A 15,360-nucleotide genomic window follows, 5' to 3' on the forward strand; every position below is an offset into this window, starting at 1 on the left:
CCGAGGCTCGACGTCTTCTTGATGTACGCCGCCGCCTCGCGTAGTTCGGCCCGAGCGGCATGCCTTCCAGCTGCTCGGGCCGAACTGGCTTGCTTTGATCCGCGATTCGACGGCCTACGTCCTCAGCCCCTCCGGGCGTCAATGCCCGGCGGTACGCGGGTGTTGGCGGGCCCTGCGCTAGAAGGTCAGATTCCAGGCGTCGATCTTGCCCGTGTCGGAGGCGGCGTTGTCGTTGACGCGCAGCTTCCAGGTGCCGTTCGCGACCTCGGAAGAGGCGTTCACGGTGTAGGTCTGGGCGATGTTGTCGGCGCTGCCGCCGGTGTGGTTGTGCAGCGTGTAGACGGTGCCGTCCGGCGCCACCAGGTCGACCTTCAGGTCACCGATGTAGGTGTGCTTGATGTCCACACCCACCTTGAGGGTGGCCGGGGCGTTGCCGGTCACGCCGGTGACGGCGATCGGGCTCTCCACGGTCGCGTTGTCGTTGACGGCGAAGTCCGCGAGGTTCTCGAAGTACTTGCCGGGCGGCGGGGTGGTCCCGACGGCCTTGAGGGCGTCGACCTGGCCTTCGCCGAAGAACGAGTTGTTGGCCGTCGTGCCCGTGCAGCGGCTGTCCGAGGGGCAGGCGATGTCGTTGGCCTGCTCGGCCAGCTTGGCGCGGAGCTGCGCCGGGGTGATGCCCGGGTTGGCACTCGCGAGGAGCGCCGCCACGCCGACCACGTGCGGGGTGGCCATCGAGGTACCGCTCTTGCTGCCGTAGCCGCCGCCGGGGACGGTGGAGTACACGTTGCTGCCCGGTGCAGCGACGTCGATGACGCCCTGACCGTAGTTGGAGAACGAGGCCTTGGTGACGCCCGTGCCGTTGGCGGCGACCGTGACCACGCCCGGCAGCTCGGTCGGGATGTCGAGGCAGGCGTTGGTGATGGTGCGGGTGACCGGGGTCGAGTCGTTCGGGCTCGCGGAGTCGGTCGTCTTGTGGGCGAGGTCGTAGTTCTCGTTGCCCGCGGCGGCGATCTGGAGGGAGCCCTTGCTCTCGGCGTACTCCTGGGCGCGCTTGACGCCCTCGATAATGGCGGCCTGGTCGATGTTGTCCGGGCAGTTGAACTGCCACGGGTCCGTGTAATAGCTGTTGTTGGTGACCTTGAAGCCGTGGTCACCGGCCCAGACGAAGCCGCAGATGGTGTTCTCGGCGAAGAAGAAGGAATTGCCCGGCTCGGCGACCCGGACCGCGGCGATCTTCACCCCGGGTGCCACGCCGACGACGCCCTTGCCGTTCTTGGCCGCGGCGACGGTGCCCGCCACGTGGGTGCCGTGCGTGTCCACGTCGCGCCAGGCGCCGGCCCGGGTGTCGGGCTTGCCGTAGGCGCAGGAGACCGAGTCGGCCGCGTCGAAGTTGGGCGCCAGGTCCTGGTGCTGGTCGTCCACACCGGTGTCCAGGATGCCGACCTTGACGGAGGCGGAGCCGGGGTTCACGGCCCAGGCCTGGTCGGCCTTGATCTGGCTCATGTCGGCCCGGACCGGTTCGCCGGCCGGGGTCGAGGCCTGGGCCGGATTGGGCGGGAGCGCCGGGTCGTAGGCGGCGGCCGGGACGTCCGAGGTACGCGTGGCGCCGACCTGCTGCACGCCGGCGACGCCGCGCATGGTGGCGGCGAAGGTGGTGGACGCCGAGTGGGCGACGATCACGCCGATGGCGTCGAAGTTCGAGAAGACGGTGCCGCCGTTGGCCGTGATCGCCGAGCGGACCGCGGAACTGTCACCGGGGGCGGTGATCACGAGGAAGGCGCGCGTCCCGGCCACCCAGTCGGCGCTCTGGGATGCGGGCACGGCGGCCGGCGCGTGGGTCTTGGCGGCCGGCGCGGTGGAGGGGACGACGGGGAGCGTGCCCGCGAGGGCGCCGGGGGCGCCGAACGCGAGGGCGGCGCCGAGCGTGGCCGCCAGCACCAGCGTGCGTCTGGGGCGGCGGCTGGATATGTGGGGTATCAATGCGTCCTCCGGAGACGGCCCGGCAGTGCCGAGGGCACCTGTCGGGACGTACGAAACGAGTGGTCGGTGCAAGATGTCAGGTGCATGCCCTTGTACGGAAGTACCTTTCCGTGCAGAGAGGTCATAGGGGCATGGCTGAAAAGAGACGCACTGCGGGCATCGGGAGGGACGCGGATCCTCGGAGCCCGCCCGCGTACATGTGGGTGTAGCCGTTTCCCGGCGTCACGCCGGTTTGAGTGGCAGACCTGAACGCTCGTGCAGAGACGCGAGTGCGGTGTGGTCCACGGCCGCGACCCGCAAAGTGCCGGTGTTGTAGGAGTAACTGGCCAGGATGCGTCGCGATGGGTCGACGAAGCTCAGCCAGTCACCGCCCTTTTGCGTCTCACGAGACCCGACGTAGCTGAGCAGTGACTCGACGACCCCCAGTTGCTGCTCACGGATCCGGCAGGTGGCCTGGTGCGGCAGCGACCTCACGGCCTGCCTGCCGGCGACATTGATCAGGAAGGACGACAGTCTCCGGCATTCGCTGTACCACTTACCGCCCGGCTCGCTTCGGCCATGGACCCTGGGGTCGGAGAAGTCGGCGTCATCCGGGCGCACGCTCCACTGGGCGGGCCATCGGTTCTCCCCACAGAAGACCAGGTGTCCGTCCTCGACACGCAGGTGCGCGGGAACCATCACCCGGAGGGTGTGCTCGTGGCCGCCCATGCCCATCAGCTCCGGGTGCCGGCCCGCGGCGGCGTAGTAGTCACGCAGAGCGTCCGGCAGGCTGATCCCCAAGCGGTCCCCGACAGCCGTGACTTCGGCATCCACGCACCCGTCGTCCGGCGTCCAGCCACCGAACGCGGTCGACATGAGTTCCTGAAGCGACTCTTTGATCAAGGCAGGCCCCAAGCCGGTGGGATCATCGCTCACCGCGAGTGAGCGTTCCGTCCGCGATGATCATAAGTGACCTGCTCACGATCTCGATCGACAGCCGCCAGTGGACGGGAACCGGATCCGGATCGCATGGCAACCGGTTCGACAACTGCTCACGCCTAGGCCGCTGCCGCCCGGCAGCCGAGCATCCATGGTGTGGATCCGGCTGCCGCGCGTACATGGCGTGGCCGAGGGTGCGGCGACCATCCGACAGGAAGGCCTCGCAGCTCCCGATCGCCAGGGCCCACCCGCCGTCAGACCGCGATGATCTGCCACTGCTCCTCGGGTGCGCGGTTGTACGTGAACTGGTTGATGTTGGCCCCGTCGGCGGTCTGGCCGGCGTCGACGTTGAGCGCCAGTCCGCTGAGCCTGTTGGTCAGGTAGTAGTAGCCGTCGCCGGTCGGGGTGACCGCCCAGTGCTGTTGCGGGACGCTGTCGTCCGCCCAGATGGAGACGTTGCCGCCGTCGGCCCGCGAGAGTCCGGCCACCTCCATCAGCTTGCCGCTGTTGACGTTCTTGATCTTGTAATAGCCGTCTCCGGTGGAGGTGAAGGTCCACTTCTGAGCGGTGTTGTTCAGCCAGGGCCACAGCTGGATGTTGGTTCCGTTGGCGGTGCCGAAGTTGTACACGTCGGCGACCTTGCCGCTCTTGCGGTTGACGATGCGGTAGACCGTGCCGTCGCCGGGCAGGACCGACGAGACCAGTGCGGGTGCGGCGGTACGGCCACCGATCCGTAGGGCCCCGATGTTGGCGTAGCCACCGGTCGCGGAGTTGACCTGGATCCGGACGTACCCGGCGTTCCTGGCCGGCCATTCGGCCACCTTGGTGGCGCGGTCGCCGGTCCAGGTGCCGGTGGCGACCTGCGTGAAGTTCGTGCCGTCGGTGCTGGTGGAGATGGTGTACGAGGTGATGTCGCCGTCGGTGGTGTCGGTGCGGTTCCACTGCTTGGGGAGGTACTCGAGGGTGGAGATGTTGCTCCAGACAGCGCCCAGGTCGATGGTGACGGAGTGGGGCAGCGTCAGGCTCCAGGTGGACCAGCAGGTCTCGAAGCCCTTGTCGCTGAGCCCGTCGATGGCCCTCATGGGTCCCTCACCGGTGTGGAAGCCCGTTGCGTACGCGCTGACCGGGGTCACCGGGTGTTCCGCCCGCGGCATCTGGGCGGGCAGGGGCGGGCGCGAGTTGTTCGGGCTCCACGCGGCGCCGACCTCGGCGAGCCGAGCGACGATGTTGTCGTCCAGCCTGCCGTCGCGGTTGGGCGGGCAGTTGAGGATGAACGAGGTGTACTTCGGTTCGAGATCAGCCAGATGCGACAGGATCGCCGCCTTGCTGATGGGATCGGTGGTCGGCGTGTCAGGGTGCCAGAACCAGCCGTTGCTCACGGTCTGCCCTTGCAGAGCCGCATAGGTGTTACCCGCCGGAGCCGTGACGCCCAAGGGCTCCTCGAAATAGATCGCGTCGCCGAGGAAGGGCACCGACAACCCGCCGTGGTCGATCATGACGATGTCCGGCTGGAGCGACTTCACATGCTCCCGAACGCGCTGGTACGAGATCGCCTGCTGACCCATCTGCCAGGCGTAGCCGTCGGTGACGAACAGGTCGATGGTGCCGTAGTTGGTCAGCAGTTCGGTGATCTGGTTCAGGATGAAGGTCAGGTCGGCCGGCTGGATCACCTGGTCGGCGGGCACGCCGTGACGGGTGTCGTAGGCCTGCACACTGTAGGTGCGGTCCCAGATCGAGTAGTACAGACCCACTCTCAGACCCCGGGCCCGGAACGCGTCGACGTACTGTCGCACGACGTCGTGCTTGTACGAGCTGTTCGCCACGTTCTGCGTGCCGTACGCGCTGGGCCACAGGGCGAAGCCGTCGTGGTGCTTGGTGGTCAGTACGCCGTAGCTCATCTTCGCCGCGGCGGCCGCGGCAGCCCACTGTGCGCAGTCCACGGCCGTGGGAGCGAAGAGTGTCGGGCTCTGGTTCGGGGCCGCCCACTCCTCGTTCGTGAACGTCCCCAGATTGAAGTGGTTGAACATGCCGAACCGCATGTTCGCCAAGTTGCTGAGATTCGTCTGGGCGTCGGCGGCGGCGGCCTCCGTCAACAGAGGTGACAGCGCAGGGGCGACGGGCAGAGCGGTCGCGGTCACAGCGGCGCCGGCGGCACCCAGCAGCGTGCGACGCGACAGTTTTCCTGAGGACATGGACTCGCTCCTACTCCAGGGGAATTGGGCGCCCCGGGTTGTGGGCTGCTGCTGGGCTGTGGGCTGCTGCTTCGTTCACGTGCACGGCGCACGAGCGGCGGGGGAACTACTGGGGCTCGGGTGCCGGGTGGTTACGCATGAAGTTCCGCCATGTGACCCGTACTTGTCAACGGGCGTGCAGGGATGAATCCTGCCTTCAATACGTCGACTATCACCGTAAAAGTGAGGGATAGGTTGATTTATCTGCCGAGAGACATCACATGTCTGGGAGTGCACCGCGTTGCAGGTCGGCCCCACGTCCGGTGGTTCGCGGCTACCCGCGCGATCACCGCGGTGACTGGCGTGAACTACCCGACGTCCGCTACTACGGCGCAGCCCTCACCCAACTCGGCCGCTGGCACTTTGTCTTGAGGGGGCTCGTCGAACGTCCAGGACTCGCTGGGCCATCGACGATGAACGCCGAACCTGCCGCATGTACTGCCATCGTGCTCGGCCGATGGTGTCGGGGCGTTCTGACCTCACCACCGGCCCACCATGGGCTCCAGCGGCTGCGCCCCAACGTCTCCGGCTTCAACCCGATGCACAAGGAGGGCGCGATCATCCTCGGCATCGGCGGCGACGACAGCAAGGGCCATCACCGCCGCCGGCTACAACAGCGGCTCCACCAGCACCGGTTCGCTGACGCCCGGCTCCCGGATCTCCCTCCAGGCCACCACGTCACCCTGCTGCACCACGGACTACCTCCGCCACGACGACGCCGACACCAAGGTCGTCATCTCCAGCATCAGCTCCGCCAGCCCGGCCACCGACAAGGCGGACGCCACGTTGATCGACCGCGCGCGCCCTGGCCAACGGCTCCTGTCTGCCGTTCGAGTCCACCAACAACCCCTGCCAGTACCTGCGCCACTACAACTGCACGGCCTGCATCGCAGGCAACGGCGGATCCAACTCCCGGGACGCCACGTCCTCGTGGGCCCAGGACACCAGCTGGCTCACCGCCCCTCCCTGGGGCTGACCAGCCATCCGACTCCTCTGAACGCACCACCCGCGAGCACGGCATCCCGGCAACATCCCGGGACGCCGTGCTCGTCCTCGCTCGGCCCCCGTGGACCGTCGGTCCGTCAGTGACGATGCCGGGCTGCCATCCACTGCCAGATGTGGGTTCCGTTGATGCTGGGCTCGTTGCGGGCGACGTAGATCCACGACCAGTGGCCGTTGAACTGGTAGCCGTTCCGGATGACTTGGTCGTAGAGCGTCATCAGTGAGCCAGGGATCACGGCATGCGCGTGCACGGTGTTGGCCTGTGGGTCCACGGTGGGATCGTCGCGCGAGGTGACGAGCCAGGTCGGAGTGCTGATCCGGGCCAGCTCGCTGTCGGGGATCAGGGGTGGGCCACCGGCCGGGAACGACCCGACGACACCGCACACCGGCACCGAGGCGGCGAACAGAGCGGGATAGACAGTAGTCATCTTCATGCTCATGTAGCCACCGTTGCTGCACCCGGCGACGTGGATCCGGTCGCGGTCGACGGGGTTGCGGCGCGTGACGTCGCTGATGATCTCGTGGACGAGCGGGGCGAAGCGGGGGCCGTCCTCCATCCAGAACGAGGTGCTCTGCGGGGCGAGGACGTAGGCGCCGTCGAAGATGCGCTGAGCCTGCGGGGTCGCGAAACCCAGGGCACCGCGGTTGGCTCGCAGCGTGGTCTCGTTGTCGTAGTAGGCGTTGGGCAGTGAGGCGCCCTCGCCTCCGCCGTGCAGCCAGACGATCAGCGGACGCTTTTTGTGCCGGGAAGCGTGGGAGCCGGTGGGCGCGTACAGCCGGTACTTCATTCCCGAGCCGGAGATGTGCGAGCTGAAGGCGTCCACCTCGGGGTCCGACAACCGCGGGTGCTGCACGAAGTCGTCGATGGTGATCGTCCGGTGGTCGCGCAAGGGGATCGGGGCGTGCTGGGTGAGGGTGTAGACGAGGTCGAGCATCACGTTGCGGCCCGCGCGCGCGAGGTAGCCGAGCGTGCCGCCCCCGGTCTGTCCCTCGCCGTGGCTCAGTTCGAGCACGATGTCGCCGTGGTGGTCGAGGCGAACGGCGGTCACCGTCCGGTCGAGGTCGTACTCGCCGAAGATGATGTCGTCCGGGGGGACGGGAAACGGGCTGGTGGCCTCGGCGTGCACGCCGAAGGTGCCGGTGGTGAGGCCGGCCGGGTCGATCGGGCCGAGCCGGGAGGTCCTGAGGGTGATCGACGTGACCTGTTCACCGCCGTCGAGCACCTGGGCGTTCAGGGTGAATCTCACGCTGGTGGTCGCACCGTCGTCTGCGTGGGCGGCAACTCCCGGCAGGGACAGGCCCGCGGCGCTCGCTCCGGCGGCCAGAACGGTGCGACGGCTGATACGTGGTGCCATGCGGACTCCTTGTGGGGGTCGGAGGCTTCACCGCGACCTGTTCACGCCGACTCGGGGCGAAGCCGCCCAGGAGCGCGAACGGTCGGCCCCGTCTGCCGAGGCTCACACCACCGGACGCCAACCGGTGACAGGAGTCAAGAGTGCGTACACGAGTGACGGGGCCCTACTGGGTCCGCGAGTTCCAACTCGGCCGCGTCCAGGGGAGGGAAGCCGGTCGGGCCGCCGTCGTGTCGACGGCGGCCCGACCCCCCATCAGGTGCGGGTCCAGCGCTGGTTGCTGCCGTTCGAGCAGGAGTAGAGCTGGATCAGGGTGCCGTTGGCGGTGGCGGCTCCGGCCGCGTCGAGGCAGAGGCCGGACTGGACGCCGACGATGGTCCCGTCGGAGTTGAGGCGCCACTTCTGGTTGTCGCCGCCCCAGCAGCTGTAGATCTGGACCTTGGTGCCGTTGCCGGTGCCGGCGGCGTCCAGGCACTTGTTGCCGTACACCCTGAGCTCGCTGGCGCTGGTGTACGTCCACTGCTGGTTGGTGGCGGTGTGGCAGTCCCACAGCTGGAGCTGGGTGCCGTCGGTGGTGGTGGCGTTGGGGACGTCCAGGCAGCGGCCCGAGCCGACGCCCTTGATCTGTCCGGAGCCCGAAGGGGGCGTGCTGGTACCGCCGTTGAGGGCGTTGAGGACGGCGGTGTAGGCGGCCTTCTTACTGCCGTCGCCGTTGAAGAGCAGCGGGGTCTGGTCGGCTCGCCAGGAGTCGGTGTCGCGCACACCCCAGACGGTGATGCCGAGGCAGCGGGTAACGGCCAGGCAGTCGTTGGTCACGTTGGCGTAGGTCGAGGCCGGCGCGCCCTGGATGTCGAGTTCGGTGATGGCCACGTCGACGCCGAGGGCGGCGAGACTCTGCAGGGTGGTGCGGAAGTTGCTGTTGTACGGGCTGCCGCTGTTGAAGTGCGACTGGAAGCCGACGCAGTCGATCGGTACACCGCGCTGCTTGAAGTCCCGGACCATGGAGTACACGGCCTGGGTCTTGGCCCAGGTCCAGTCCTCGATGTTGTAGTCGTTGTAGCAGAGCTTGGCGGCGGGGTCCGCCGCGCGGGCGGTACGGAAGGCGACCTCGATCCAGTCGTTGCCGGTGCGTTGCAGGTTGGAGTCGCGTCGGGCTCCCGAACTGCCGTCGGCGAAGGCCTCGTTCACGACGTCCCACTGGGCGATCTTGCCCTTGTAGTGGCTCATCACGCCGTTGATGTGGTCGATCATCGCCTGGCGGAGGCTGCTGCCGCTGAGGCTCTGCATCCAGCCGGGCTGCTGGGAGTGCCAGGCCAGGGTGTGTCCGCGGACCTGCTTGCCGTTCTGCACGGCCCAGTTGTAGACGCGGTCACCGGCGGTGAAGTTGAACTGTCCCCGCTGTGGTTCGGTGGCGTCGATCTTCATCTCGTTCTCGGCCGTCACCGAGTTGAACTCACGCGCCGCGATCGTCGTGTAGGCCGAATCACCGAGCCTGCCCGAGGCGATGGCCGTACCGAAGTAGCGGCCGCTCTGTGCCGCGGCGGCGCCGAGCGTGCTCTCGGCGGCGCGTGCGGTCTGCGGCGTGACCAGTGCGGTGGCCGCGCTGAGGACGCCGATGACCAGCGCGAGCAGGAGACTGCGGCTCCTCCGGCGGACAGCGGGTCCGGGAAGGACATGCAAACCCATGGCTTTTGCCTCCAGTGTGGGCGTCGATGGATGACTCGGGCGCAGCAGGGAGGAGTCGTCCACTCCCCCGCTGCTCGATGACGTACGGCCACAGCGGTTCGAAATCTCGGAGCCCGTGCGCCCCTGGAGACGGATGATTGAGGCGTTGACGGTGGCCCGTCAATATGTTGGGGCGAAGAAAGTTTCACTATCTATCTCGAAACATTCGGAGCAGCCGAGAAAAGGCACCTCACCCTCTCTGGACTCTTTTTTCTCGTGTTCGCGGACCTCACGCCTCAGAAGCGAGCGACTGTTTGCAGACAGAACAGCGCCAAGCCTTGACCTCGGGACCCCGCATTTCTAGCTTGTGCCGTCGAAGGTTCTGCGAGCGGATCGAATGTTTCGAGAACCTCGCCTCTCGCCCGCCCGGCCCCAAGGAGGCCCCAGATGCGGTTACGCCGCCCTTCCACGGTCCCGCTCAGACGCCTGCTCGTCGCCCTCTCCCCTCTGCTGCTCGTGGTGACCTTCCTCGGCCTCGGCGCCCAGCCCGCCAGCGCGGCGACCGTGGACCCCAACGCCTCGTACGTGCTGGTCAACCGCAACAGCGGCAAGGCCCTGGACGTCTACAACATGGCCACCGGTGACGGCGCCCGCATCACCCAATGGGCCCGGAACGACCAGAGCCAGCAGCAGTGGCAGTTCGTCGACTCCGGGGGCGGCTACTACCGCATCAAGTCCCGTCTCTCGGGCAAGGTGCTCGACCTGTACAACTGGTCCACCGCGAACGGCGGTTCCATCGTCCAGTGGGCCGACCTGAACGCCACCAACCAGCAGTGGCGCCTGGCCGACAGCCCGGACGGCTACGTGCGGTTGATCTCGCGCCACAGCAACAAGGCCCTCGAGGTACAGGGCGCGTCCACCGCCGACAACGCGAACGTGGTCCAGTACGACGACTGGGGCGGCACCAACCAGCAGTGGCAGCTCGTCAAGGTCGGTGGCGACTCCCCCGGCGCGTGCGACCTTCCGTCGGCCTACCGCTGGACGTCCACGGGCGCGCTGGCCCAGCCCAAGTCGGGGTGGGTCTCGCTCAAGGACTTCACGGTCGTCCCGTACAACGGCAAGCAGCTCGTCTACGCGACGACGCACGACACGGGGACGAAGTGGGGGTCGATGAACTTCGGCCTGTTCACCAACTGGTCGGAGATGGCTTCGGCCGGCCAGAACACGATGTCGTCGGCCACCGTCGCGCCGACTCTCTTCTACTTCGCTCCGAAGAACATCTGGGTGCTCGCCTACCAGTGGGGCGGGACCGCGTTCTCCTACCGGACGTCGAGCGACCCCACGAACTCCAATGGCTGGTCGGCGCAGCAGGTGCTGTTCTCCGGGAGCATCTCCGGCTCCGGGACGGGCCCCATCGACCAGACACTCATCGGTGACGGGACGAACATGTACCTGTTCTTCGCCGGTGACAACGGCAAGATCTACCGGGCCAGCATGCCGATCGGGAACTTCCCTGGCAGCTTCGGCTCGACCTCCACGGTGGTCATGAGCGACACGACGAACAACCTGTTCGAAGCCCCGCAGGTCTACAAGCTGCAAGGGCAGAACCGCTATCTCATGATCGTCGAGGCGATCGGCTCGCAGGGCCGCTACTTCCGCTCGTTCACGGCCACCAGCCTCAACGGCTCGTGGACGCCGCAGGCCGCGACGGAGAGCAATCCCTTCGCCGGCAAGGCCAACAGTGGCGCCACCTGGACCAACGACATCAGCCACGGTGAACTGATCCGCACCAGCCCTGACCAGACCATGACGGTCGACCCCTGCAATCTGCAGTTGCTCTACCAGGGCCGCAGCCCCAGCTCCGGCGGCGACTACGGCCTCCTGCCCTACCGCCCGGGCCTGCTGACCCTCCAGCGCTGACCGGACGCAGCCCCCGCAGAAGGCCGACTTGGGCGGGCCCGGCGAAGAGCCGGGCCCGCCCGAGTCTCCACCGCCCAGGGCGTTGTCGGTGCCGTCTGCGATGATCCCCCATGGTTCAGGGACACCACGGTGGGAGGGTTCATGTCTTTCGGCTTCAAGACGACATGGCTGGCGGTGCGCGACGCCTCGCCGGAGGAAGTGGCCGATGCCCTCGAGCTGCGGTATCGGCAGCGCCTCGACTGGGAGACCGGCACCGAACTCGCCTACGACCACGGTGTCTTCGTCGCCCGGCCCGTCCCGGAGTGGACGCTCGCCCATGGCCGGATGCACCTGCTGCACGACACCGACCCCACGTACCCGGACTTTCCCGGTCGGCTGCGGGCGCTGGCCGCGCTCATCGGGGACTTCCAGTACTTCCGCACCGAACGTGTCAGTGACTATCACGCATGGGTCAAGGTCGAATCCGGTGAAGTGACCCGCGCCTACTGCTACATCGGCATGACCGGTGAGGTTCCCCTGCGCCAGGGAGAGCCCACCGCCATCGAGAAGGAGCTCGGCGTCGGACTGGTCGGGCGGGAAGAGGTACGGAAGGACTGGGGAGACGCCGAATGGGACGCTTGGCACGCCGCCATGCCCACAGAGCATGAGGTGATGCGCATCGCCGCCAACTGGAGCGTCTGCCCGCCCCTGATCGAGGACGACTCCGTCACCGCGCCCGGGATCTACGGTCTCCCACCGGGCGTTGAACCCGCATCCACGTCCTGATGAGCTGAAGCTCGGCGGGGTGCGTTTCCGGTCTTCCGGCTTCGCAGAGGGAAGGTGGCGTTCGGGCACCGGGCTGGTGGCGGTCGCCAACACGAGTCGACGAGGCCAGGTCATCCTGTACGGCTACCGCCGGAACGCTCTCATTCCTACGCTGCTTGCTCTGCTCCGCCTACAACTTCTCAACTCAGCACAGCCCTGGCGGACTTGCCCGGCCGCACCTCTTGACGGCCTTGGTGTAGACCTTTAGGTTCACCAGCCAGCAGATCCGTCACGCATGCATCCCCACCACACATATGTGAACCCGCGTGCTCACCTCTCACCGCCCGCACACGGGCGGCATCCCCCCTCAACGAAAGGCCCCGTCATGCAACGACTGGCCCTTCGCTGCACTCCCGACCTCTCCCTCGGCCTCACCGCTGTAGGCACACTCGCATCCCCCTCCGCCTCGGCCGCCACCGGGACCATCGCCGGCCTGGACGGCAAGTATCTCGACGTGACCGGTGCGCGTTCGGCAGACGGTACGGCCGTACAGCTCTACGACCGCAACGGCACCGCTCCGTACCTCCATAACGGCTGGGGCAATCCCCGCAGTCCCTACACTGTCATGAACGCGACAGGCGTGAAGTGGTGCGCGCCGGCGTTTGTCCTGAGTTCCTGCTCCAGCGCCGACGAACTGGCGGCGGCATACCAGAAGGTCATCAACGCCTACTCGCTGAAGGCGACAGACATCGGCCTCGATGCCGACGCCTACAGCAACGGCACCGTGCAGCAACGGACCGCGGACGCCTGGGCGACCACGCCGTTCGACTTCGGCGGTGCGGGCCAGAACATGGGCACCCTCACCCAGCGGGCGGCCCGGGGGCTGAAGACCGCGCTGAAGCACGCGTACGGCTACAGCGACGACGCCGCCTACCGCCACATGGGCATCTCATCGATGAACGGCGTCACCGACGACCACGAGACCGTCACCACCGCCGACTTCCGGACCATCCTCGGGTACGCCCAGGCCCACCACCTGGCACGGCTCACGTGCTGGTCCGCGAACCGCGACCGGCCCTGCCCCGGTGCCTACCCGAACGACGACACCTGCTCGGGCGTGAGTCAGAGCAACGGGCAGTTCACCGGCGTCTTCGCCCGGCACACCGGGTGAACGGCACGCGAGGCGACCACGAGGAAGGGATCGGCCACAAGATGAACACCGTTACATCCGGCGGCTCCACCCGCACGCTGCTGCGCGTCCTGCTCCTGCTGGCCACGCTGCTGGGCCTCGCGGCCGTACCGCCCGTCGCACAGGCCGACACCGCCGCGACCCCGTTCAAGGTCCTCGCCCTGTACAGCGGCACCTACGACGCGGCGCACATCGACTTCGACAAGGAGGCGAACGCCTGGTTCCCGCAGCAGGCGGCTGCCAACGGCTTCACCTACACGGCCAGCACCGACTGGGACCTGCTGGCCAACGGCGGGGTCAACGCCTACCAGGTCGTCCTGTTCCTGGACGATCTTCCGCAGACGTCCGCCCAACGCTCCGGTTTCGAGGCGTACATGAGGGGTGGCGGCGGCTTCCTCGGTTTCCATGTCTCGGCGTTCACGACCGACGCGGGGAGCTGGTCCTGGTACCACAACACGTTCCTCGGCTCGGGCAACTTCGCGTCCAACACGTGGGGGCCGACCGCGGTGACCCTGGAGGTGGAGGACCGCACGAGCCCCGCGACCGTGAACCTGCCGGCCACGTTCACCTCGTCGGTCAGCGAGTGGTACAGCTGGTCCAGGGATCTGCGCCAGAACCCGGACATCAAGGTCCTGGCATCGATCGACCCGAGCAGTTTCCCGGTCGGCACGGACCCCAACCAGTCCTGGTACAGCGGCTATTACCCGATCCTGTGGACCAACACGAAGTACAGGATGCTGTACGCCAACTTCGGCCACAACGCGATGAACTACACCACCAACACGCGGCTGTCGTCGACGTTCGCGAGCGCGACACAGAACCGGTTCCTGCTGGACGGGCTCAAGTGGCTGGGCGGGAGCGGCTCCACGACGCCTCCGACCGGCGACGAGATCTCCGAGACCGCCTGGTACAGCGTGCGGAACGGCGGCAACGGCACGTGCGTGGACGCCCGTTCGGCAGCGACCGCGAACGGGACGGCGATCCAGCAGTACGCCTGCAACGGCACGCTCGCGCAGCAGTTCCAGTTCCGCGGCACCGACAGCGGGTACCTCCGGATCACCGCCCGCGGCGACTCCGCGCAGGTGATCGACGTGACCGACCGCTCGACGGCCGACAACGCGCCGTTGCAGCTGTGGGCCTACTCCGGCGGCACGAATCAACAATGGCAGCCGGTGCGCGAGACCAGCGGGCGCTACCACTTCGTCGCCCGGCACAGCGGCAAGTGCCTCACAGCTGCCGCGGCGGCGACGAACAGCGTCCAGCTCACCCAGCGGACCTGCGACGGCTCGGCCGCGCAGTCCTTCCAGCTCGCCGCGCAGTCCTGAGCCACTGCGCGGCGACACAAGGGGGCCCCGGAACGGGGAGCAGTCCTCGTTCCGGGGCCGGCTGATCAGCCCACGTGCACCGATTCCACTTCAGCAAAAAACCTCCCTGAGTTTGGTGGAAAGCCCTTCCATCCCCCTCTCGGCTTGCCAGTCTCTGTCTGCACACACGCCGGATGTCATGTCCGCGATCGTCATGTCGCCACGGAGACCCCCATGCCTCGAACCACCCGCAGAACCTTCCGGATTGCCAGAGCCGCCGCGGTCACGGGGAGCGGCGCCGCTCTCGCCGTCACCCTGACGGGCAGCGCCTCCGCCGGCGTGCTGCAGAACCTCCCCGAGAACGCCACCACGTTCCAGAAGTACTTCGAGCCCGTGTACGACTACGACACGGACTCCTGCTACCCGGCCGCCGCCATCGACGCGAACGGAACCCTCAACGGCGGCCTGAAGCCGACCGGTCCCATCACCGGCCAGTGCCGCGACGGCCACCTCGGCCACGCCAACACCTACTCGCGGGCCAAGTGCAACAACGGCTGGTGCGGGATCATCTACGCCAGCTACTTCGAGAAGGACGAGGCCTCCCCCGGCATCGGCCACCGTCACGACTGGGAGTGCATGGTCGTATGGGTCCAGCAGGGAGCGGACACGCCGTCTTACCTGTCGGCCTCCCGGCACGGCGGCTTCAGCACACACCCCATCGCCGACGTTCCGATGAGCGGCCAGCGGGTCATGGCCGTGTACCACAAGGACGGCGCCAGCACCCACGCCTTCCGCTTCGCCAAGTGGGGCGAGACGGCGGAGAACGACACCGGCGCCTGGCACCAGGAGAACCTGCTCACCTGGGACAACCTCGCCCCCAACCTGCGCACGGTCCTGAACGGCTCCGACTGGGGCAGCGCCAACCTCCCGCTCCAGGACTCCAAGTTCAACGACACGCTCAACAAGGCCAAGCCGGGCGACATCCCCTTCGACCCGTACGCATGACGTCCACGCCTTCCCCGTACGTCCTCGTCGCAGGGCGGCGCGAACCTTGG

10 protein-coding genes and 1 pseudogene are annotated in these 15,360 nt (G+C 67.5%); 6 read left to right on the forward strand and 5 right to left on the reverse strand.

The features are described 5' to 3' along the window. Positions 1 to 177: 177 nt before the first annotated feature. From AC2XR2_RS00160 to AC2XR2_RS00170, 3 genes are all read right to left on the reverse strand, one after another. A complete protein-coding gene (locus tag AC2XR2_RS00160; protein WP_491518379.1) occupies positions 178 to 1,938 on the reverse strand; it encodes a S8 family peptidase in 1,761 nt (586 codons plus the stop codon). A gap of 264 nt (positions 1,939 to 2,202) precedes the next feature. Beyond that, on the reverse strand, positions 2,203 to 2,895 hold the full coding sequence (locus AC2XR2_RS00165) for a hypothetical protein (protein ID WP_491513813.1): 693 nt from the start codon (positions 2,893 to 2,895) through the stop codon (positions 2,203 to 2,205). Positions 2,896 to 3,152: 257 nt separating this feature from the next. Beyond that, positions 3,153 to 5,090, reverse strand: a complete 1,938-nt coding sequence (locus AC2XR2_RS00170; RefSeq protein ID WP_491513814.1) for an RICIN domain-containing protein — start codon at positions 5,088 to 5,090, stop codon at positions 3,153 to 3,155. Positions 5,091 to 5,638: 548 nt separating this feature from the next. Here AC2XR2_RS00170 and AC2XR2_RS00175 point away from each other — a divergent pair. Further along, positions 5,639 to 6,105 (forward strand): annotated as a pseudogene (locus tag AC2XR2_RS00175) (AbfB domain-containing protein); the annotation flags it as partial. A 106-nt stretch (positions 6,106 to 6,211) separates the two neighbouring features. Here the strand turns inward: AC2XR2_RS00175 and AC2XR2_RS00180 are convergent. Both AC2XR2_RS00180 and AC2XR2_RS00185 read right to left on the reverse strand, forming a co-directional pair. Next, complete coding sequence (locus AC2XR2_RS00180; protein ID WP_491513815.1) at positions 6,212 to 7,486, reverse strand: carboxylesterase family protein; 1,275 nt, start codon at positions 7,484 to 7,486, stop codon at positions 6,212 to 6,214. 252 nt (positions 7,487 to 7,738) lie between these two features. Continuing rightward, positions 7,739 to 9,169, reverse strand: coding sequence for an endo-1,4-beta-xylanase (locus AC2XR2_RS00185; protein ID WP_491513816.1), 1,431 nt, complete (start codon positions 9,167 to 9,169; stop codon positions 7,739 to 7,741). A 426-nt stretch (positions 9,170 to 9,595) separates the two neighbouring features. Between AC2XR2_RS00185 and AC2XR2_RS00190 the strand changes: the two genes are divergently transcribed. From AC2XR2_RS00190 to AC2XR2_RS00210, 5 genes are all read left to right on the forward strand, one after another. After that, positions 9,596 to 11,068 carry a non-reducing end alpha-L-arabinofuranosidase family hydrolase gene (locus AC2XR2_RS00190; RefSeq protein ID WP_491513817.1) on the forward strand — a complete coding sequence of 491 codons (1,473 nt, stop codon included), beginning with the start codon at positions 9,596 to 9,598 and terminating at the stop codon, positions 11,066 to 11,068. A gap of 141 nt (positions 11,069 to 11,209) precedes the next feature. Continuing rightward, entirely contained in the window at positions 11,210 to 11,833 is a 624-nt protein-coding gene (locus AC2XR2_RS00195; RefSeq protein WP_491513818.1) for a hypothetical protein, read from the forward strand. Positions 11,834 to 12,197: 364 nt separating this feature from the next. Beyond that, entirely contained in the window at positions 12,198 to 12,983 is a 786-nt protein-coding gene (locus AC2XR2_RS00200; protein ID WP_491513819.1) for a glycoside hydrolase family 18 protein, read from the forward strand. 41 nt (positions 12,984 to 13,024) lie between these two features. Further along, entirely contained in the window at positions 13,025 to 14,326 is a 1,302-nt protein-coding gene (locus tag AC2XR2_RS00205) for a ThuA domain-containing protein (RefSeq protein ID WP_491513820.1), read from the forward strand. Between the two features lie 213 nt (positions 14,327 to 14,539). Then, positions 14,540 to 15,310: an NPP1 family protein gene (locus tag AC2XR2_RS00210; protein WP_381308741.1), complete on the forward strand. Its 771-nt coding sequence runs from the start codon at positions 14,540 to 14,542 to the stop codon at positions 15,308 to 15,310. The last annotated feature ends 50 nt before the right edge of the window (positions 15,311 to 15,360 follow it).

This window comes from Streptomyces sp. LS-MS-L19 (assembly GCF_058382285.1).

Coding starts and splice junctions, on each gene's coding strand:
- AC2XR2_RS00195 (WP_491513818.1), top strand. CDS start 11,210: ATGTCTTTCGGCTTCAAGACGACATGGCTGGCGGTGCGCGACGCCTCG.
- AC2XR2_RS00180 (WP_491513815.1), bottom strand. CDS start 7,486: ATGGCACCACGTATCAGCCGTCGCACCGTTCTGGCCGCCGGAGCGAGC.
- AC2XR2_RS00205 (WP_491513820.1), top strand. CDS start 13,025: ATGAACACCGTTACATCCGGCGGCTCCACCCGCACGCTGCTGCGCGTC.
- AC2XR2_RS00170 (WP_491513814.1), bottom strand. CDS start 5,090: ATGTCCTCAGGAAAACTGTCGCGTCGCACGCTGCTGGGTGCCGCCGGC.
- AC2XR2_RS00185 (WP_491513816.1), bottom strand. CDS start 9,169: ATGGGTTTGCATGTCCTTCCCGGACCCGCTGTCCGCCGGAGGAGCCGC.
- AC2XR2_RS00190 (WP_491513817.1), top strand. CDS start 9,596: ATGCGGTTACGCCGCCCTTCCACGGTCCCGCTCAGACGCCTGCTCGTC.
- AC2XR2_RS00210 (WP_381308741.1), top strand. CDS start 14,540: ATGCCTCGAACCACCCGCAGAACCTTCCGGATTGCCAGAGCCGCCGCG.
- AC2XR2_RS00200 (WP_491513819.1), top strand. CDS start 12,198: ATGCAACGACTGGCCCTTCGCTGCACTCCCGACCTCTCCCTCGGCCTC.